Below are 19286 nucleotides of genomic sequence, written 5' to 3'. Positions count from 1 at the left end.
CCAAATCAAGTTTTAAAATTAAGCTACTACTGATCGCACTACCATGATCAATATGAAAACAAATATCGCCGCTGCCAATACACCAGCCAAAATAACATGAACCGGATTTAGATTTTGAGAATCACTCTCATAATCCTTTTTTTTGCGAATTCCCAAAAATGACCAAGCTACTGCTTTTAATGAATCAATGAAAGATGCTTTCTTCATAACAGCATCAATTTGTCTGTGCAACTTCAGCACCGATTTCAAAAAAAGTATAGGACAAGGTTATCGTCTTAATTTCTGTTGGCAACTTAGCATCCACATAAAACGTAACCGGCATTAACCTAGTCTCATTTGGATTCAGATGCTGCTGTTTAAAACAAAAGCACTCCATCTTTTTGAAGTAAGCAGTTGCTTGCGCAGGTGCATAACTTGGAATAGCTTGCGCCGTTATTGCTCTAGGTTGAGAGTTAGTTACTTCATATTCGACAGTAATTAATTCACCAGGATGAATAGTCACATGATTCAGTTTTGACTTAAACATCCAGGGGCCTCTAACATTCGCATCCAGTTCCACATTTACCAGCCTGGATAAATCCACTTGCGAATTCACTGGCATCTCAGATTGAACCTCTTGCCTGGCAAGAACATTAACTCCGGTCACTTCACAAATTTTTTTATACAAAGGCACCAACATATATCCGAAACCCAACATCAATACAACAATGACCATCAACTTAACAAACAAATGCTTATTCAGAATCCGGGTTGAATATTCTGTGCTGGGATTAGGTACATTCACACTTAAATACTTATCATCCATTAAAGAAAAATATGCTTTGCCATAACACCAATAAAAAAAGCAAAGGCAATGGAAAATAAAATCATAGCAGTCCTAATATTTTTAGAACCACCTATCTCCCTATTTATTTCCTTGGTCATATTGATTTTGTCCAAATTATTTAAACTGAGGCGGTGTCTCAAACGTATGGAATGGTGCTGGACTTGGTACTGTCCACTCAAGACCTTCGGTTGCCTCCCAAGGATTAGCAGGCGCAGGCTTGCCACCTTTAATGGTGGGCAATACAACCGCCAACAAGAAGTAAACCTGCATCAAACCAAAGCCCAATGCACCAACGGATGCGATCATATTGAAGTCGGCAAATTGCATTGGGTAATCCGCATATCGGCGGGGCATCCCTGCCAATCCCAGAAAATGCATCGGGAAAAAGGTAATATTAAACGTGATCAAAGAACCCCAAAAGTGGAATTGACCCCGACCTTCTGGATACATATGGCCAGTCCACTTTGGCAGCCAATAATAAGCACCCGCAAACAGTGCAAACAATGATCCCGCTACCAGCACATAATGGAAGTGAGCCACGACATAATAGGTGTCCTGAAGCTGGATATCGATTGGTGTTACTGCGAGAATCAAGCCAGTAAATCCACCCATCGTGAACACAAAAATAAATCCAACGGCAAATAGCATTGGCGTTTCAAATGTCATTGATCCGCGCCACATGGTAGCAATCCAGTTAAACACTTTCACACCTGTTGGCACAGAAATCAGCATGGTCGCATACATGAAAAACAATTGTCCTGTTACTGGCATACCCGTTGTAAACATATGATGCGCCCAAACAATAAATGACAAAATCGCAATTGAAGCCGTTGCATAAACCATCGATGCATAACCAAATAAAGGCTTACGAGCAAAGGTTGGAATAATTTGAGAAACAATGCCAAAAGCTGGCAAAATCATAATATAGACTTCAGGGTGCCCGAAGAACCAGAAGATGTGCTGATACATGACAGGATCGCCGCCACCAGCAGCATTAAAGAATGATGTTCCAAAATGACGATCTGTCAGTACCATCGTAATTGCACCAGCCAACACAGGCATAACGGCAATCAATAAGTAAGCAGTAATTAACCAAGTCCAACAAAACATTGGCATTTTCATCAACGTCATACCCGGAGCACGCATATTTAATATGGTTGTCACAATATTGATTGATCCCATAATGGACGAGGCACCCATAATATGCACTGCAAAGATGGCCATATCCATACCAGGTCCCATCTGCACAGACAAAGGCGCATACAGAGTCCAACCAGCGGCCGTTGCACCACCCGGAACCCAGAAAGAACCTGCAAGCAATAGTGCCGCAGGCGGCATCAGCCAAAAACTAAAGTTATTCATGCGCGCAAAAGCCATATCAGAAGCACCAATTTGCAATGGAATCATCCAGTTTGCAAACCCAACAAATGCTGGCATGATTGCACCAAACACCATGATTAATCCATGCATGGTCGTCAGCTGATTAAAGAATTCCGGTTGCATCAATTGCAAACCAGGCTTGAAAAGCTCGGCTCTAATACCCAAGGCGAGCACTCCACCAGTCAGCAGCATAAGAAAGCTGAAAAACAGATACAAGGTTCCAATATCTTTGTGATTTGTCGCAAATAACCAGCGCTTTAGCCCGTGCGGGTGACCATGATCATGTCCAGCATCATGTCCTCCATGTGAGTGATCAATCGTGGTACTACTCATGCCTACTCCTTACTCAATCTTAAAGATGCTCAACTATGATAATTACTTACGTGCAGAGGCAACATCTGATGGCTGAACAATCTCACCAGTTTTATTACCCCAATTATTCCGAGTAAAGGTAATAACCGATGCGATCTCAACATCACTCAGCGCCTTCCATGAAGGCATGACATTATTTTGACCATTCAGCAGTACTTTAATTTGCCCCTCTTTAGGACCAAGAACCACTTTGTCTCCGTCCAACGCAGGAATATTGCCCGCACCCTTACCTGTTGGTTGATGGCAAACCGCGCAATTTGATGAATAAACCTTTTCACCTCGCGAGCGCAACTCATCCAGAGCATAAACTTTAGTAGGATCATCCAGCTTTGCTGCAAGTTCTTTTTGCTTAGCCCCAACCCACTTTGAATAATCCTCCGCACTCACCACATTCACAACAATTGGCATAAAGGCATGTTCTTTGCCACACAATTCGGCACACTGACCTCGATAAACACCTATCTTTTCAGCCCTGAACCAAGTATCACGCACAAAACCCGGAATAGCATCTTGCTTGACACCAAAAGCTGGGATCATCCATGCATGAATAACGTCAGCAGCTGTAGTCACTATACGAATCTTTTTGTTTACAGGCACCACAACAGGATTATCAACCTCTACCAGATAAGTATCGCCCTTTGGGGCCGCCTCCAGACCCAAACCAGGCGCACCAATATCTTCACGCGGAGTCGAAAGTGTCGACAAAAATGAGACACCCTCGCCCTCACCACGCAAGTAATCGTAACCCCACTTCCACTGATATCCCGTCGCCTTGATCGTAATATCGGCATTTGACGTATCTTTCATGGCCACTACCGTTTTGGTGGCAGGCAACGCCATGGCAATCACAATAATGAATGGAACCAAAGTCCAGGCAATTTCAACCGCCGTACTCTCATGAAATGTAGCCGGCTTTGCACCAACCGAACGACGATGGCGAAGTATTGAATAAAACATGACGCCAAACACAGCCACAAAAATTGCCAAACAAATCAGCAACATCATGGTGTGGATGTCATAAATTTCTCTTGCAATTCGGGTAACCGGCTCAGCCAAATTAAGCTGCCTCACCGCCGGACCGCCCTGCATATCATTAACCGCGTACACCGGCAATCCCACAAAACCAGTTAACACAGGTAAAGCCCACTCTTTTAGAACTCTATTCATGACCCACCAACCATTAAAAAGTTACCGACTTTCAATACAACTCAAATTCACTTAAGTATTTATTAAGCACAATTTGCGCGGCATCAAAACATCGCTCGTATCATACTTATAGAATGAGATTTATACAGCAATAACCCTTACTATGGCACTAGGTATAACCATAACCTCGTGCTTGAACAAGTCAGAAGTCATTATTAATCTTCTAAAATAGCTTGCCTATGGACGGTTTATCTGCTCTACAAGTCTCCGAAGTTCTGCAGGATCATATGCAGTCAGTACTTCCTTGATCATCTTTTCAGTCTTGGATAATTCTGTTCTCAGAATCTCTTGCTTCACATCCAGCAATTGCGATGGGTGCATAGAAAAACAAGTAAGACCCATACCCAACAACAACCTCGTCAACGTGGTATCCCCTGCCATTTCGCCACAGACTGATACAGGCACTCCAGCCAAACCAGCCTGAAGAATTGTCTGATGGATCAAATGCAGGATGGCTGGATGGATAGGATCATACAAATGAGCTACCGTATTATCCGTACGATCAATCGCCAAAGTATACTGAATCAGATCGTTTGTACCGATTGATAGAAAATCCAACTTTTCTAAAAACAATGGCAATGCAAAAACAGCAGCCGGGATTTCTATCATGGCACCGATTTTGATTGCTTCATTAAATTTTTTATTTTGTTTGCGCAGAGATTTTTTTGCCAGCTCCATGGCCTCAAGCGTCAGATTAATTTCATGGGCATGAGCCAACATGGGTATCAATAAGCGCACTTCACCAAATGCGGAAGCCCTTAGAATAGCCCTGAGCTGGGTTTGGAACATTTTGGGTTCAGCAAGACTATATCGAATAGCACGCAGGCCCAAAGCAGGATTGGGAGCTGCTTCATAGTCATTAACATGTTTGTCTAACGTTTTTCCCATTGGCTTATCCGCACCAATATCAATGGTTCGAATCGTTACCGGACGCCCCTGCATCGAGGCAATCACCTGACTATATGCGGTGAATTGCTCCTCTTCATCAGGCAAGTTACCCGCACGATTCATAAAGAGGAATTCAGATCTGAACAAACCGATACCATCGGCGCCATTGGCCAAGGCATCATCGGCATCACTGGGCATTTCAATATTTGCCAACAGCTCAATTTTCTTACCGCAAAGGGTTAGTGCTGGTGTGTTCTTGAGCCGATTTAACTTGCGCCTTTCCAGGGTTCGCTCACTTTGACGATATTGATATTCCTCCAATATCATAGGGGAAGGATTGATAATAACAATGCCAGCATCACCATCAATGATAAGTAAATCATCTTGACGTATTAGCTGACTAGCCTGCTGCAAACCAACTGTTGCCGGTATATCAAGACTTCTGGCAACAATCGCTGTATGCGATGTTTTACCACCTAGGTCGGTGATGAACCCGGCAAAGGTTTGCTTTTTGAATTGCAACATATCTGACGGTGCTATATCGTGAGCAACCACAATTAGATCAGGTGCCAAGGAGCTTGCCATACGCTGATTATTTGCAAGCGACGCCAGCCCTGGCATACCTGCCAACACCTTAAGCACACGATCCACAACCTGCTCTATATCGGCTTTTCTGGCACGCAGATACTCGTCTTCAATTTCATCGAATTGCCTAACCAATACTTCGAGCTGAGTCACCAGTGCCCACTCGGCGTTATACCGACGACGGGATATCAGCTCAAGCGGTGCAAGAGCCAGCATGGCATCGTTCAAAATCATGAGATGCACGTCCAGAAATGCGCCCATTTCAGATGGAGCGTCCACGGGCAAATCTTGACGCAATGCTTCTAACTCCTGCTGAACCATAGAATTAGCATTGCTCAAACGAGCTATCTCAGACTCAACCTGCTCCGCATCAATCAGGTAATGCTGCACTTCCAAAGCTGCTGAGGCGAGCATATGAGCACGCCCAATTGCGATACCTTTGGATACAGCAATACCCTGCAACGAGAAAGCCACTCAACACCTCACCTAAAAATTCGTCTTAATAAAAACAGTCATTACTCAGGCTCACCAAAGCGATTGGCAATCAAATTTAAAATCGCACCAGTCGCCTCTTCCTCATCCACGCCCACCACTTCCAACCTAACCTCTGACCCCTTTCCAGCAGCCAGCATCATTACACCCATGATGCTTTTTGCATTCACCCTTCTGCCATTTCTGGAAAGAAATATTTCAGATTTAAATTGGCCAGCTAGCTGTGTCAGTTTGGCCGATGCTCTTGCATGCAAACCTAATTTATTGACTATGGTCGTGTCTACTTGTGCCATGACGATCTGTTGGAAAAGATTGATTTTGCGGAGCGGAAGCCCCAACTTGAACTACACCCTGAGTACCACCGGCAACCGCTTTTTGTACCAGCATATCCAAAGACTCACTTCGATAACCAATGGTACGCATTAGCATTGGTAGATTCACCCCGGCAACAACCCGTATTTTTCCCGCCTCAGCAAGACAGGCGGCAATATTAGATGGCGTAGCACCAAATAGGTCGGTAAATACGATTGCGCCATTATTTTCAATCAGACCACTTAAAATATGGCGCGCCTGCTCCAATACAACCGCTGGATCACAATCAGCCGAAATGTCCATCGCCTCAACTCGAACTGGGAGTGATGAAAACACATGCGCAGCGCAATCCCTTAATGCAGTAGCAAGTGGTGCATGCGCAATAATCAAGATACCAGCCATATGGATTGGTAATTTAAGTGATAATAAATTGTAATTTAGACTATTGATTTACCAATAGATAGCTCGACTGCATCCATGAACATTGCAGCCACATTAAAACCTGTTTGCTCAGTAATCTCCTGAAAACAAGTTGGACTCGTCACATTGATTTCCGTTAAATAATTACCAATCACATCCAACCCAACCAGGAATAATCCTCGGGCAATCAAGGTATCCGCCAAGGTATTCACAATAGATCGATCTTTTTCAGTCAAGGGCTGCGCAACACCCGTTCCACCAGCCGCCAAATTGCCACGCACTTCACCCTCGGCTGGTATTCTCGCCAAAGCAAAAGGCACCGGCTCGCCATTAATCAACAAAATTCGTTTATCGCCTTTTGTAATCTCAGGAATATATTTTTGCATCATGATGGTTCTGGTTCCATCGGCTGTCAACATCTCAAGAATTGAACCCAAATTCAGTCCGTCTCCACCAACTCTAAAAATACCCATCCCCCCCATACCGTCGAGTGGTTTGAGAATCACATCACCATATTGACGATGAAATTCGCGTAGACGTGCCATATTTCGACTAACCAACGTCGGAGCCGTCAATTCCGGAAATTGCCCAATAGACAACTTTTCGCTGTGACTCCTGATTGCACCAGGTCTATTTAAGATATGTGCGCCTTGCGTTTCTGCAATTTCAAGCAAATAGGTCGCATAGATATACTCCATATCAAACGGCGGATCTTTGCGCATGATAACCGCATCAAATTCCTCTAGACCCAACACTCGGGCTTTACCAACCACGTACCAGTCAACTTCCTCACCCGTCATAACGAATGACGTGACATTAACCCGGACTTTCCCCTGCTCCAGATAGATATCATCCAGTAAACAATAATTCAGCTCATGTCCCCTATGCGCTGCTTCGCGCATCATGGCATAAGTTGAATCCTTATAGATTTTGAAGGACTTGATTGGATCAATAATAAAAACAATCTTCATCTCAAACCTCAAGTGCTTCTGGATCTGTTCTTTCCAGTTCAATGGACGCTGCCAGCAAAGCAAGACGTGCCACAACACCATACATATAAAAACGGTTTGGTGCCATCACACCTGGTTTGGCAGTTATATCTGGCAAGAAATTTTGAGTCTCAAAAGCCAATGGTACAAAGTGCATGCCAGGCGCATTCAAATTTTCATCAATATCACGCTCGGTATGCACCCGATAGAACCCACCTACCACATAACGGTCTATCATATAGACAACAGGCTCTGCAACTGCCTCATTAATATTTTCAAAAGTATGAACACCCTCTTGAATAATGACCTCTGAAACAGCCAGTCCGTCTTTAACGACACTCATTTTGTTTCTTTGCTTGCGATTTAAATCTTTTACTTCAGAAGCATCTTTCACCGACATGATACCCATACCATAGGTACCTGCATTTGCTTTGACAATCACAAATGGTTTTTCCTTGATGCCATATTCACGATATTTTTTTCGGATCCGCGTCAACAACATATCAACATTACTGGCCAGGCAGTCCTCACCCGTTCTTTCCTGGAAATTAATTTCTCCACAAGTTGCAAAATAGGGGTTAATCATCCAAGGATCAATATCTATCAATTTGGCAAATTTTTTTGCAACATCTTCATACGCTGCAAAATGATTGGACTTGCGACGCACGGCCCATCCTGCATGTAAAGGGGGCAATAAAAACTGCTCATGCAAATCCTCCAAAATGCCAGGAATACCTGCCGACAAGTCATTGTTGAGCAGTACTGTGCAAGGATCAAAATTCTTCAGACCAATTCGCCTGCCATTGGTAGTACGCTCTAACGGTTCGAGTATCAGCACTTGACCATCAGGCAACTCAAGTGGAGTAGGTTCAGTAATTTCGTCCGACAATGAACCGAGGCGTACATTCAAACCTGTTTGCCTGAATATCTGCATCAATCTAGCGACGTTTTGCAGATAAAACGTATTGCGGGTGTGCCGCTCAGGTATTAGCAATAGATTTTTTGCATCAGGACAGATTTTCTCAACAGCCGCCATAGCAGCCTGTACCGCCAACGGCAGCATCTCTTGCGAGAGATTATTAAAGCCACCGGGAAAGAGATTCGTATCGACTGGTGCCAGCTTAAATCCAGCATTTCTCAAATCGACAGAACAATAAAAAGGTGGCGTGTGCTCTTGCCATTCCAGCCTGAACCATCGCTCAATGGATGGCATGGCATCAAGAACCCGATGTTCCAGATCTAATAAAGGGCCTTTTAATGCAGTAACAAGGTGGGGAACCATAACTTTTCCTTTCAAACTGCATTTGATTTTATAGGTTAAATCAAATTTCCGTTTGATTCACATTGAATCACGGAAATATCCCCCACCAACAAAAAAAGCGCCCGCAGGCGCTTTTTTTGTCAATACAAAGAATACTTAGAAATGGTATGCAGACTCACCATGAGCACTGATATCCAGACCTTCGCGTTCTTCATCTTCAGGGACACGCAAACCAATCACAATATCAATCAGTTTGAGCGCAACAATCGAAACAACACCAGATACAACCACGGCAGTCAAAACAGCCTGCGCCTGAATCCAGACTTGCCCACTGATTGAGTACTCAGCGGTACTGGTGGCATTGGTTACATAATCAAAGATTCCTGCACCACCCAGAGAAGGCGCAGCAAACACGCCTGTTGCCAAGGCACCAAAAATACCACCAAGACCGTGTACACCGAATACATCCAGCGCATCATCGGCACCCAGCATTCTCTTCAGACCTGAAACACCCCACAAACACAATGGGCTGACCAGTGCACCAATAACCAGCGCACCCTTAACACCCACGTAACCACAAGCTGGTGTAATTGCAACCAAGCCAGCTACTGCGCCAGATGCTGCACCCAACATGGATGGCTTACCTTTGAAAAGACCTTCAAACAGGCACCAGGATAATGTAGCAATGGCCGTTGCAACCAAAGTATTCACAAATGCCAGAGCAGCTGTACCACTTGCCTCCAGGTTGGAACCAACGTTAAAACCAAACCAACCAACCCACAGCAATGATGCGCCAATCATGGTCATAGTCAGACTATGTGGTGTGAACGCTTCTTTACCGATACCAATCCGCTTGCCAACCATAAATGCGGCAACCAAACCAGCAACACCCGCATTAACATGCACAACAGTACCGCCAGCAAAGTCCAACGCCCCTTTAGCCCACAACCAACCAGCAGCTGCAGTCACTGTTGCCAGTGTTTCATCGTTTGTGATTGCATCGGGACCATCCCATGCCCAAACCATGTGTGCCATTGGCAAATAGGCAAAAGTGAACCAGATGACCATGAACCAGAGAACAGCAGAAAACTTCATACGCTCGGCAACCGCACCAATGATCAAAGCTGGGGTGATAGCTGCAAAAGTCAGCTGAAACACAACAAACAACATTTCAGGGATATAAACGCCCTTGCTGAACGTTGCACCACCCGTGGCGAGATTGACGCCATTAAGGAATAGCTTGTCGAAACCACCAATGAAAGGACCATTATTGGTGGTAAAGGCCAATGAATAGCCATAGATCACCCACAAAACTGCAATCAATGAGAAGGTAACAAAAACCTGCATGAGAATTGAGAGCATGTTTTTTGTACGAACCAAACCACCGTAAAACAATGCCAGGCCTGGGATGGTCATCAAAATAACCAAGACAGTTGCAACATACATAAATGTTGTATCGCCCTTATTCGCTTCGGGTAAAGCTGGTGCCGCGGCTGCTTCCGCAGGAGCAGCTTCTGCCGCTGCCGGAGCTGCTTCGGCTGGTTTTGCCTCGGCCGCAGGTGCTGCAACAGGTTCGGCAGGTTTTTCAGCTTCTGCCAGGATAATTGGCATAGCTTTGGCAATGTGCTTTTCAGCAGCAAAACTCGACGTGGTTGACACGCTGAAACCCAGCGCGCAGAGCCACATCAATAACACCAGAAAGCGTTTCATATTATTTTCTCCATTTCTTGATAGTCGGAATGTGTGACTTATAGCGCCTCTTTACCGGTTTCCCCAGTACGAATACGTACTACTTGTTCAAGGTCGTAAATGAAAATCTTGCCGTCACCAATTTTGCCGGTACGAGCCGCACCTTCAATGGCTTCAATGCAACGCTCAACAATATCGTCTGCAACCGCAGCTTCAATTTTGACCTTAGGCAGAAAATCAACCACATATTCCGCCCCCCTGTATAACTCTGTATGGCCTTTTTGACGACCAAAGCCCTTCACTTCCGTCACGGTGATACCTTGCACACCGATACCCGAGAGTGCCTCACGCACTTCGTCAAGCTTGAATGGCTTGATGATGGCTGTAATCAGTTTCATAACAATTCCCCTTGTTCTGGAGTTAAGCTAATTGGGCTTGCACCCAATTAGCCAGGAAAACAGCAATTAAAAAGTCTTGCCGATTGAAGCAAACAGACGTGATTTGCCCAAGTCTTTACCGAAGGCATTGTGATAGAACTCGCCATCATTGCCCTTGGCATTGGTACCGATCACCGCCACAGCTAAAGCATAGCCTGACAGATCAATCGTTGCACCAATTTTGTAATCGGTGTAGGAAGCGGCGTCCTTAAATGGGCCATGCACATTCTGACGACCGACGTGACCATTGATAATGATGCCATTACCCAAATCGTAGTTACCAGACAGATCAAAATAACCACTACCTTTGGAATCAGCAGCACCGAACAAATTACCTGTTGAACGTGAGTATTTGAAAGTGAAGAAACTGTAGCCTACGGAACCATAGATTTCAGTGGTGTTTGGACTGACAAAACCAGTTGGGTAAGTGCCTGGGTATTGGTAACGCAGAACACCGACATCAAATGGTACGTCTTCTACGATTGTGCCTTTGTAGCCACCATAGAAATCCATTTCAATATTGCTGCTGACCGAACCTGCACCATTAAACGGTGCGCCATTGACAAGAGCACCACTGTCAGAAAGCCAGCTGATACTGGAGTTCCAGTTACCGACATAAAAACCGTTAGCAAAAGCATAGTCAAAACCACCTTGAATAGCTGGCTTACGATTGGTTTGACCGATACCACGATAAATGTATTCGGAAGCCAACGTCAGATTACCAGTTAATGGCGATACTGCAGGAGCAGCTTCTGCTGCAGGTGCAGCCTCTTCAGCAAAAACCAAAGATGTAGCAGCAACACCGGCAAATGCCAGACTCAAAGCGATGATATTTTTCTTCATATATTCTCCAGGCGAAAGTTAAAAAAGGTCGCTTGGGGGCAAATGCATTTAGTGTGCCAATTACTTCCGCACCTTTTGCTGGCAAAATGGCCCTACATTGATTTTGTCTTCTATTTGTAACCAAATAATTCGGATTTGCGGCTTACAAGGCATAATCTGTGTGTCTTCGCCAAATATGTACTATTCCATACAAAAGGTGGAATTGGCGCACCTTTACAATGCATTTACATTTATTTTTCACTGTATTGGTGCGCTTTTATGGTGCTAAATTATTTTGGTGCGATTTTTTTAAATTAACACTCAATTTTGGGGCACGCCATGCAAACCAATTCTTTTTTCCAAGACTTTCAAGCCCGCATCAACAAAATTATCGAAAACTCGCCTGCCAAAGATATTGAGAAAAACGTCAAAGCCATGATGGCGCAAGGTTTTAGCAAAATGGATCTGGTCACCCGCGAAGAGTTTGACACCCAGGCGCAAGTACTCGCTCGTACGCGAGAAAAGTTGGATGCGCTGGAAACCAAGGTAGCGGCACTGGAAGCAGCACTGAAATCGACATCTGGACAATAATTTAGTCGTGGCTTTAGCCGTCCTCAAAAGTCGGGCTTTATCGGGACTCAATGCCGCTGAAGTCAGGGTCGAAGTCCATCTGGCCAATGGCCTGCCTTCCTTTACGATCGTTGGCCTACCCGAAACCGAAGTCAAGGAAAGTAAAGACCGGGTTCGTGCAGCCATTCAAAATTGCCGGTTTGAATTTCCGGCGCGCCGCATTACCGTCAATCTGGCTCCGGCTGATCTTCCCAAAGAATCCGGACGGTTTGACCTGCCCATCGCGCTGGGTATTTTGGCGGCCAGTGGCCAGATTGAAACTCGCCACTTGCAGGAATTTGAATTTGCGGGTGAGCTTTCGCTTTCCGGTGAATTGCGACCTATCCGTGGTGCGCTGGCAATGACGTATGCCATCTGGCAATCCAATCAAAAGCATAAAAATGGTGTGCTACTTGAGAGTCCTGCAAAAAATCGCGCCTTCATTTTGCCCAGTGCCAACGCCGTAGAAGCCGTGCTGGTACCCGATGTCACCATATTGCCCGCCAACAGTCTTTTGCAAGTTTGCGCGCATCTGCGCGCCATGACCGACGCCAACGCTCAGCAAGACTTGATTGAGTGTGCCTTACGCCCAGAATCGCTTCAATTGCCCAGGACACCTCTTCCCGATCTGGCCGATGTGAAAGGCCAGCTACAGGCACGACGCGCACTGGAAGTGGCTGCTGCTGGCGGCCACTCGGTCATCATGGTCGGCCCGCCCGGCACAGGCAAGTCGATGCTGGCGGCACGCTTTGCGAGCATTTTGCCGCCCATGACAGATGCCGAAGCGCTGCAAGCCGCCGCCATCGCCAGCATTACTCGCCAAGGGTTTGTGCTGGAGAACTGGAAACGCCGACCTTACCGCGCACCGCATCACACCGCATCCGCTGTGGCACTGGTAGGTGGTGGTGGTGAACCACGCCCCGGTGAAATCAGTCTGGCACATCAGGGCGTTTTATTTTTAGATGAGCTGCCCGAGTTTGATCGCAAGGTGCTGGAGGTATTGCGCGAACCACTTGAGTCTGGTCGCATTACGATTTCGCGTGCCGCCAAACAGGCCGACTTTCCTGCGCGTTTTCAATTGCTGGCCGCCATGAATCCATGTCCTTGTGGTTATCTTGGCCATATTTCAGGACGCTGCCATTGCACTCAGGAAGCAGTCGCCCGTTATCAGGACAAAATATCTGGCCCCTTGCTGGATCGTATTGACTTGCAAATTGAAGTCCCCACACTCTCACAAGATGAGTTGATCAAAGCCGCACCCGGTGAAAGTAGTGCTCGGGTTGCCGAACGGGTTGCCGCTGCGCATACTCGTCAACTGCAACGACAACAACAAAACAATGCCGCCTTGAGCGGACAGGAAATTGAAAGTTGCTGTATTGTCGATGAGGCAGGTGAAGCGCTGCTGCGCAATGCCATGACCCGGCTTAACTGGTCGGCCCGGGCTTATCATCGGGTATTGAAGGTGGCTCGCACTATTGCCGATCTGGCTCAGGCAGACGTGATCCAAACCACACATATTGCCGAAGCCATTCAATATCGGCGTGCCTTGAAAGCCAGCTAAATTAAACCAAATCAAATAATCACACCTTGGCGATTTTCCTCAAGCCAATTAAATCGAGCCTGACAGGGTAGTGCACCATCAAGCAGTGACATCTGGCAACCTTCTTGCTGAATAAGCACCATCTTGTCGTGGTGCTGCTATGAATTCGCTCTTTTACCCCACCTTACTGTTATGTGTCATGCTACTCTGGCTGTGGCGAGTGGCACAGCATGGCCGTCAGCAGCGCAAGGACTTGCTGTATTACGGCATGCGGGTCGCCCGACAATCGCTTGAATTGATATTACTCACTCAACAGCATCGTGGCTTGATCAATACGCAACTCAAGGGTCAGATTGATCTGCATCGGGATATTGAACAACGCCGCAAAAGCATTGAGGAAGTGCTATCCCATATCACTCACTTTCTTAAAGAAAATGATTGTCTGCGTGCCATCATGGAACCAGCCGATATTGATTTGTATCGGCAAGACTGGCATGCGCTGCTCAAGGCCATTGATAGTGGCCTGACCGCCAGCGCGGCCTTTAAACGTCACACGGTCATGATCACCCGGCCAATGAACTGGCTGGCGCAACTGGGCCAGCACACCCAGGACTTGCCTGCCACCTCGTTGGCAGATAAAACACGGCTCAATCTGGTCTTTCATACCTTGCCAATCCTGGCTGAGCTGCTGGCGCAAATTCGGGGTATTGGTTCTGGCATGGTGGCCTTGGGTAAAAGTGATGTGATGGAGCGTCATCAGCTTTTGCAATTACGCAAGAAGGCCTTACTGCTGCTGGCCACGGCCAACACCTTGCCACCTGACCAGATTGGCAAGGTACATGTTTTTTTAAGTAATGTACCCAACCTTTGGGCTGAGGACCCAGACAAAGCCATCACGCCACTGGTTTACTTTGCGCAAGCCACCGAAGCCATTGATACGGTTTTTGCCATGATTGCTGGCTTGTTGGGTGAGCCCGATACGGTCATGCAAGCCGAGTTTTCTGCCTGATACTGATACGCCAAGACCGTATCGCCCAGTGCCTGCAGCAGCACACAGTCATGCGCATGACATAGCAGGCTACTGCCCTCGGATAAAAAATGATCGGTCTCTTGCCAGGCCTGAGTTAACCAGACAGTGCCCTTGATGATTTGAATGCGCACCCTATTTTGTGATACCCGATCAGCTTGCCCACTACCAGTCAATGCATCAGCATGGCGCTGAATACGAGCTTTGATACGCATCAGCCAGCCTGCCGTGACTTGCTGCAACGTCCAACATTGCTGATCCTGCAAATAAACCAATTGTGATACGGGCAGTCGTGGTACTGGCTCTGGTAAAAACGTGACCATAGGGTTCTCCTGCAACCCACTCAAAACAAGCAAGACACCCGTGCTGGAGTGGGTACCAAATCGATAGTTAATCAGGCTACCAGTGTAGGTAGTCCAATCATTGTGCAAAAGGCATAGGCCTTCATCATCAGCAGCAGCACAGAATTGTTTTGCAGCAACTGTGCTGATTGTTTTATCCATCGTCTGTATCTGTTATGGTGCACGCTATGGCCGCAAGATAGCAAATGAATAACGCCTCTAGCTCCATCACGACCAACCACCATCGACAAGCGCAACCACACCATGTCCTCTGTCCTTAACTCGGCTCAGTCAGCTCATTCAACTCAGTCAGACCCGCTCTATCGCCAACTCGCCAAGAAGCTCGAAGCGGCGATTGCGAGTGGCACACTGGGTGAAGGCGATCGGATGCCGTCGGTACGCACCTTGTCGTTGCAGCATGGGGTTTCCATTTCTACCGCCATTGCGGTTTATCGTGAACTGGAAAACATGCGACTGGTGGAGGCGCGTCCCAAATCGGGCTATTTTGTGGTGCCGCGTGGCGTGCCTGGTCTACCTGTACGGCTAGGCAACAAGTTAGCCAAACCACGATTCATGGACGTACCCACGCCAGCTACGCCAACACCGCTGGTGATCGGCCCCGCCAGCTTTGTACACATCTCGCAGCAGACCGATGCAATGATGAGTCTGTCGCAATCATCCTGCCGCATCCGCCTGGATACTTGCCGATTAACCGGCGTCTACCCGGTGCAAAAGGTACAACGCCTGATGAATACGGTGGCGCGTCGTCAGCCTGGCTTGCTGATACAAGAAGCGGTGACAGCTGGTCATCCGGTGTTGCGCGCCGAGCTGGCCAAACGTGCGTTGCTGATGGGCGTACCACTCAGTCCCGACGATATTCTCATCACCAATGGCGTGACCGAAGCACTCAATCTGGCTTTGCGGGCCGTGGCCAAACCAGGTGACACGATTGCGGTGGAATCGCCGACCTTTTTTGGCATTTTGCAAATCCTCGAAAGCCTGGGGATGAAAGCACTGGAAATCCCCACGCACGCACGTGATGGTTTGTCGATTGAAGCACTGGGTCTGGCCATTCATCAGGCGCAAGAGCAGGGACAACCCATCAAGGCGCTGGTGGTGATGTCCAACTTTCACAACCCGCAAGGCAGCCTGATGCCCGACGACAACAAGGCGCGGCTAGTGCGGCTGATGCACAATCATCACATCCCCATTATTGAAGACGACTGGAGCGGTGATCTTTACTTTACCGAAGGCCGCCCGCAAAGCCTGAAAGCCTGGGACACGGGCAATCAGGTGATTTTATGTTCATCAGCCACCAAACCGATTGCGCCAGGCTTGCGCATTGGCTGGATGGCAGGCGGTCAATGGCAGGCGCAACTGGAGCGCCTCAAATACACCACCTCCATCGCCAACATTGCCTTGCCGCAAGTGACGATTGCCGAATTTATCAAGACCGGCGGCTATGAACATCACCTGCGCAAATTGCGTGGCTTGTTTCATACCCAAACGCGGCGCATGGCCGCGGCGATCGAGCGCTATTTTCCGGAAGGCACGCAGTTTGTCACGCCACAGGGTGGTGCCTTATTGTGGGTGGAGTTGCCACAAGGAGCCAGCGGCCAGTTGATGTCATCGCGTCAGCTGTTTGAAATGGCGCGTGCCGAAGGCATTGGCATTGGCCCAGGCACGCTGTTTTCCAACTCGCAGCGCTTTGGCCATTACATTCGCATTTATTGCGGTGGCGTGTGGGATTTTGATCTGGATGCCACCATCCAAAAACTGGGCATTTTGGTATACGCCTTGCAGCAGCGCAGCTGAGCGCAGTAAGTGCGGTGAGTGCCATCTTGGCTGGCAAAGGCTGCCAGCCGGGTTGATCGCCCATCGTCAGTTCTGATCTGGCGACGAATGTTGATACGCAACATATACTACCCATCAGTAATTTTTAAATATCAATATATACGCACTGAATGGGTTAAATATTAATCATACTCTCTATTAATGCTTAAAAACTGGACTTTTATGATGATAAAAGTACCATAAAACATACCTTAGCCAGGCAATCAATTGCAGGCTCAAATAGACCAATAAGGTGGCCCGAAACGCGCCCGACACAGCCAACCCGGCAGCGCGAAATGCATCCACACCCAAGCCAAAACCCCATTGCAGTAGCAACGCCCCCAAAAACAGCATGAAGTTATAGGCAGTGTTGGCGCGCCCCGTCATTTGTGCGGCAAATTGTCCGGCAATACAGCTCTGAAACCAGGCACCGGCTGACATGAGCATCGCCAACAACACCCACAGCCACCACCAGTTGGCAACCACCAATGCGAGCATGCCTTCCACCAGCATCACACCCAAATAAAAAACGATCACGAGTTGCCAGATGCTGTGACCTTGCTGAGTGAGTCGCGGTGAAAGCCAACCCATCAACCCACTGGCGGCCAGAAAAAACAGATTCATCACCAACAACACTTGCGCCGAAGCCGCTGCGCTCATGTCCATCACCTGTACCAGCCAGGGGCCGATCCACAAGGACTGCATCACCAAAAAGCCACCTTGAAAAGTCATACCCAAGGGCGCCGTCGCCATAAAAAAGCGTGAACGAAATATGGTGCGATAGCCATTGGTCAAGGCCGCGTTATTTGTTGCAATATTCAGTGTTGAGGTGGTGCGTGTTGAAGACTTGGCTGCGGCGGGTACCGGTTGAGCCACTTGATCAACATTAGCGTCAAGTTGTGTCAATGAAGAGGAACTGGCTGCCGGGGCATTGGCTGCTCTGCTTGCAGCGGATTGACTTTCCTCCGCACTCGCTGGCAATAAAACATACAGCAACAGCGCCGCCACCAACACGCAAACCGCCATCCCCAAAAACAAGGGGCGCCAGCCATAGAGTTGCGTCAGCCATTGCACCGGCGCAGTGGACAATGACGCACCGGCCACGCCTGCCACCACCATCCAGGAAGCCAGCCGTGGTTGCAGGCTCGGCGCGAACCATTCACGAAAACCTTTGAAGGCCGACATCAGCGCGGCCGAAAAGCCCATGCCAATCAATAACCGTGACCACCATAAAGTGAGCAAGCTATGGCTCATGCCAAACGCCGCCACACCGGTTGCGGCGACCAGCAACAAAGCGGCATTGACGCGCCGCGCACCAAACTTATCGAGCGCCAGACCCAAAGGTAATTGGGTGATGATGAAGCCCAGAAAATAAGCGCTGGACAGCAAACCCAAATTGGCGGCCGACAGACCTATTTCGGCCACCAGTAACGGCGCAATCACCGCGTTGATGGTGCGCAGCCCATACGATAAAAGATAGGCCACCGCAAAACAGGCAAAAATGCGGATCGACAGGCTGAGCGAAGTGCTCGTTGCATGCTCCGCTGATGGGTTCGGCGACATACCCGCTGACATATCAACTGACATGTCCAACGAACCAGACTTGGACGCTGCGTCAGTCTGTGGCGCGGGCTTGGCGGAAGATGAAAGGGGAAGCTGATCCAAGCGCAGCTTAATCGAGTACGAACGAATTTAAAAACTGGCTCGCGACTTCATCAAAATGCATATTGCCTGCATCACCGGTATGCGCCGCGCCAATCACCGCCACTTGATAAACCCGCCCCTGCTTGTCAGCAAAATAGGCACGCACCACACGCTTGTCGGTGCTTTGGGCCTGCCACATTTCGCCAGACCGCTTTTTACCATCGGCCTCTTTGATGACGACCATTTGCGGCGCTGTGGCAGTCGCGTTATTCAAATTTTGCAGCAGCGCCGCTTGCAGGCGCGCCTTGAGCAACGCAAGCTGCTCGCGCCCAAACTGTTCCGCCTCGGCCGAGCTGGTGTCATTGGCACCGGGCAGATCAATATAGCCAATCGCAAAAGTTTCATCGCTCCGCGCTGACTGCATGGTCATGCGCAGCAAGCCAAATGGCTCGCCCAAGGGCACATCACGCGCTGCGGTGTTAGGCTTGGCCGGAAACTCAATCGCATAACGACCGGCATCATCATGCACAGTACGCCAGTCGTACTTGGGACTGCAAGCACTGACGAGGCCCACCAAAAGCAAGCCTCTCATCACCCGCCAGCCCAAACAGAA

20 protein-coding genes are annotated in these 19286 nt (G+C 48.0%); 4 read left to right on the top strand and 16 right to left on the bottom strand.

Translation table 11 applies throughout. The annotated features are described in order from the left end of the window. Positions 1-18: 18 nt before the first annotated feature. From ACMYR3_RS01365 to ACMYR3_RS01305, 13 genes are all read right to left on the bottom strand, one after another. A complete protein-coding gene (locus ACMYR3_RS01365; RefSeq protein WP_424193788.1) occupies positions 19-207 on the bottom strand; it encodes a DUF2970 domain-containing protein in 189 nt (62 codons plus the stop codon). Positions 208-214: 7 nt separating this feature from the next. Further along, positions 215-805, bottom strand: a complete 591-nt coding sequence (locus tag ACMYR3_RS01360; RefSeq protein WP_424193786.1) for a cytochrome c oxidase assembly protein — start codon at positions 803-805, stop codon at positions 215-217. Beyond that, the gene (locus tag ACMYR3_RS01355; RefSeq protein WP_424193784.1) at positions 805-924 is read right to left on the bottom strand and encodes a cytochrome oxidase small assembly protein; all 120 of its coding nucleotides are present in this window, start codon (positions 922-924) and stop codon (positions 805-807) included. Before ACMYR3_RS01355 ends, ACMYR3_RS01360 begins: the two co-directional genes overlap by 1 nt. A gap of 16 nt (positions 925-940) precedes the next feature. After that, positions 941-2539, bottom strand: coding sequence for a cytochrome c oxidase subunit I (gene ctaD, locus ACMYR3_RS01350; protein ID WP_424193782.1), 1599 nt, complete (start codon positions 2537-2539; stop codon positions 941-943). A gap of 42 nt (positions 2540-2581) precedes the next feature. Further along, positions 2582-3667, bottom strand: a complete 1086-nt coding sequence (gene coxB, locus ACMYR3_RS01345) for a cytochrome c oxidase subunit II (RefSeq protein WP_424196300.1) — start codon at positions 3665-3667, stop codon at positions 2582-2584. 294 nt (positions 3668-3961) lie between these two features. After that, the gene (gene ptsP / locus ACMYR3_RS01340; RefSeq protein WP_424193780.1) at positions 3962-5731 is read right to left on the bottom strand and encodes a phosphoenolpyruvate--protein phosphotransferase; all 1770 of its coding nucleotides are present in this window, start codon (positions 5729-5731) and stop codon (positions 3962-3964) included. 41 nt (positions 5732-5772) lie between these two features. After that, on the bottom strand, positions 5773-6042 hold the full coding sequence (locus ACMYR3_RS01335; protein WP_424193779.1) for an HPr family phosphocarrier protein: 270 nt from the start codon (positions 6040-6042) through the stop codon (positions 5773-5775). Next, positions 6011-6463, bottom strand: a complete 453-nt coding sequence (locus tag ACMYR3_RS01330; protein WP_424193777.1) for a PTS sugar transporter subunit IIA — start codon at positions 6461-6463, stop codon at positions 6011-6013. Before ACMYR3_RS01330 ends, ACMYR3_RS01335 begins: the two co-directional genes overlap by 32 nt. A gap of 35 nt (positions 6464-6498) precedes the next feature. Further along, on the bottom strand, positions 6499-7452 hold the full coding sequence (gene gshB / locus ACMYR3_RS01325) for a glutathione synthase (protein WP_424193775.1): 954 nt from the start codon (positions 7450-7452) through the stop codon (positions 6499-6501). 1 nt (position 7453) lies between these two features. Next, positions 7454-8752: a glutamate--cysteine ligase gene (gene gshA / locus ACMYR3_RS01320; RefSeq protein ID WP_424196298.1), complete on the bottom strand. Its 1299-nt coding sequence runs from the start codon at positions 8750-8752 to the stop codon at positions 7454-7456. A gap of 135 nt (positions 8753-8887) precedes the next feature. After that, positions 8888-10441, bottom strand: a complete 1554-nt coding sequence (locus ACMYR3_RS01315) for an ammonium transporter (protein ID WP_424193773.1) — start codon at positions 10439-10441, stop codon at positions 8888-8890. Positions 10442-10479: 38 nt separating this feature from the next. Beyond that, the gene (glnK, locus tag ACMYR3_RS01310) at positions 10480-10818 is read right to left on the bottom strand and encodes a P-II family nitrogen regulator (RefSeq protein ID WP_424193771.1); all 339 of its coding nucleotides are present in this window, start codon (positions 10816-10818) and stop codon (positions 10480-10482) included. A 66-nt stretch (positions 10819-10884) separates the two neighbouring features. Beyond that, the gene (locus tag ACMYR3_RS01305) at positions 10885-11700 is read right to left on the bottom strand and encodes a TorF family putative porin (RefSeq protein ID WP_424193769.1); all 816 of its coding nucleotides are present in this window, start codon (positions 11698-11700) and stop codon (positions 10885-10887) included. Between the two features lie 318 nt (positions 11701-12018). On the opposite strand from ACMYR3_RS01305, the gene ACMYR3_RS01300 reads away from it, so the two are divergent. From ACMYR3_RS01300 to ACMYR3_RS01290, 3 genes are all read left to right on the top strand, one after another. Next, on the top strand, positions 12019-12270 hold the full coding sequence (locus ACMYR3_RS01300; RefSeq protein WP_424193767.1) for an accessory factor UbiK family protein: 252 nt from the start codon (positions 12019-12021) through the stop codon (positions 12268-12270). A 7-nt stretch (positions 12271-12277) separates the two neighbouring features. Next, on the top strand, positions 12278-13849 hold the full coding sequence (locus tag ACMYR3_RS01295; protein ID WP_424193766.1) for a YifB family Mg chelatase-like AAA ATPase: 1572 nt from the start codon (positions 12278-12280) through the stop codon (positions 13847-13849). A 139-nt stretch (positions 13850-13988) separates the two neighbouring features. Beyond that, positions 13989-14837: a hypothetical protein gene (locus tag ACMYR3_RS01290; protein ID WP_424193764.1), complete on the top strand. Its 849-nt coding sequence runs from the start codon at positions 13989-13991 to the stop codon at positions 14835-14837. On the opposite strand, the gene ACMYR3_RS01285 is transcribed toward ACMYR3_RS01290, so the two are convergent. Further along, positions 14735-15358 carry a DUF2917 domain-containing protein gene (locus tag ACMYR3_RS01285; protein WP_424193762.1) on the bottom strand — a complete coding sequence of 208 codons (624 nt, stop codon included), beginning with the start codon at positions 15356-15358 and terminating at the stop codon, positions 14735-14737. The genes ACMYR3_RS01290 and ACMYR3_RS01285 overlap by 103 nt on opposite strands. Before the next feature lie 102 nt (positions 15359-15460). Here ACMYR3_RS01285 and ACMYR3_RS01280 point away from each other — a divergent pair, with 102 nt between their 5' ends. After that, positions 15461-17011: a PLP-dependent aminotransferase family protein gene (locus tag ACMYR3_RS01280; RefSeq protein WP_424193760.1), complete on the top strand. Its 1551-nt coding sequence runs from the start codon at positions 15461-15463 to the stop codon at positions 17009-17011. A gap of 177 nt (positions 17012-17188) precedes the next feature. On the opposite strand, the gene ACMYR3_RS01275 is transcribed toward ACMYR3_RS01280, so the two are convergent. Together ACMYR3_RS01275 and ACMYR3_RS01270 are read right to left on the bottom strand one after the other, a co-directional pair. Then, positions 17189-18694 carry an MFS transporter gene (locus tag ACMYR3_RS01275; RefSeq protein WP_424193758.1) on the bottom strand — a complete coding sequence of 502 codons (1506 nt, stop codon included), beginning with the start codon at positions 18692-18694 and terminating at the stop codon, positions 17189-17191. A 7-nt stretch (positions 18695-18701) separates the two neighbouring features. Next, entirely contained in the window at positions 18702-19265 is a 564-nt protein-coding gene (locus tag ACMYR3_RS01270) for a hypothetical protein (RefSeq protein ID WP_424193757.1), read from the bottom strand. Positions 19266-19286 lie beyond the last annotated feature (21 nt).

Origin of the sequence: Ampullimonas aquatilis (genome assembly GCF_049675895.1) — a bacterium.
Taxonomy (GTDB): Bacteria; Pseudomonadota; Gammaproteobacteria; order Burkholderiales; family Burkholderiaceae_D; genus Ampullimonas; species Ampullimonas aquatilis.
This window is presented reverse-complemented; position numbering and strand designations above follow the sequence as displayed.

Bases quoted from the DNA above. Each gene is read 5' to 3' on its own strand.
- ACMYR3_RS01365 (WP_424193788.1), bottom strand. From the start codon at position 207: ATGAAGAAAGCATCTTTCATTGATTCATTAAAAGCAGTAGCTTGGTCA.
- ACMYR3_RS01360 (WP_424193786.1), bottom strand. From the start codon at position 805: ATGGATGATAAGTATTTAAGTGTGAATGTACCTAATCCCAGCACAGAA.
- ACMYR3_RS01355 (WP_424193784.1), bottom strand. From the start codon at position 924: ATGACCAAGGAAATAAATAGGGAGATAGGTGGTTCTAAAAATATTAGG.
- ctaD (WP_424193782.1), bottom strand. From the start codon at position 2,539: ATGAGTAGTACCACGATTGATCACTCACATGGAGGACATGATGCTGGA.
- coxB (WP_424196300.1), bottom strand. From the start codon at position 3,667: ATGCAGGGCGGTCCGGCGGTGAGGCAGCTTAATTTGGCTGAGCCGGTT.
- ACMYR3_RS01335 (WP_424193779.1), bottom strand. From the start codon at position 6,042: ATGGCACAAGTAGACACGACCATAGTCAATAAATTAGGTTTGCATGCA.
- ACMYR3_RS01330 (WP_424193777.1), bottom strand. From the start codon at position 6,463: ATGGCTGGTATCTTGATTATTGCGCATGCACCACTTGCTACTGCATTA.
- gshB (WP_424193775.1), bottom strand. From the start codon at position 7,452: ATGAAGATTGTTTTTATTATTGATCCAATCAAGTCCTTCAAAATCTAT.
- gshA (WP_424196298.1), bottom strand. From the start codon at position 8,752: ATGGTTCCCCACCTTGTTACTGCATTAAAAGGCCCTTTATTAGATCTG.
- ACMYR3_RS01315 (WP_424193773.1), bottom strand. From the start codon at position 10,441: ATGAAACGCTTTCTGGTGTTATTGATGTGGCTCTGCGCGCTGGGTTTC.
- glnK (WP_424193771.1), bottom strand. From the start codon at position 10,818: ATGAAACTGATTACAGCCATCATCAAGCCATTCAAGCTTGACGAAGTG.
- ACMYR3_RS01305 (WP_424193769.1), bottom strand. From the start codon at position 11,700: ATGAAGAAAAATATCATCGCTTTGAGTCTGGCATTTGCCGGTGTTGCT.
- ACMYR3_RS01300 (WP_424193767.1), top strand. From the start codon at position 12,019: ATGCAAACCAATTCTTTTTTCCAAGACTTTCAAGCCCGCATCAACAAA.
- ACMYR3_RS01290 (WP_424193764.1), top strand. From the start codon at position 13,989: ATGAATTCGCTCTTTTACCCCACCTTACTGTTATGTGTCATGCTACTC.
- ACMYR3_RS01285 (WP_424193762.1), bottom strand. From the start codon at position 15,358: ATGGATAAAACAATCAGCACAGTTGCTGCAAAACAATTCTGTGCTGCT.
- ACMYR3_RS01280 (WP_424193760.1), top strand. From the start codon at position 15,461: ATGTCCTCTGTCCTTAACTCGGCTCAGTCAGCTCATTCAACTCAGTCA.
- ACMYR3_RS01270 (WP_424193757.1), bottom strand. From the start codon at position 19,265: ATGAGAGGCTTGCTTTTGGTGGGCCTCGTCAGTGCTTGCAGTCCCAAG.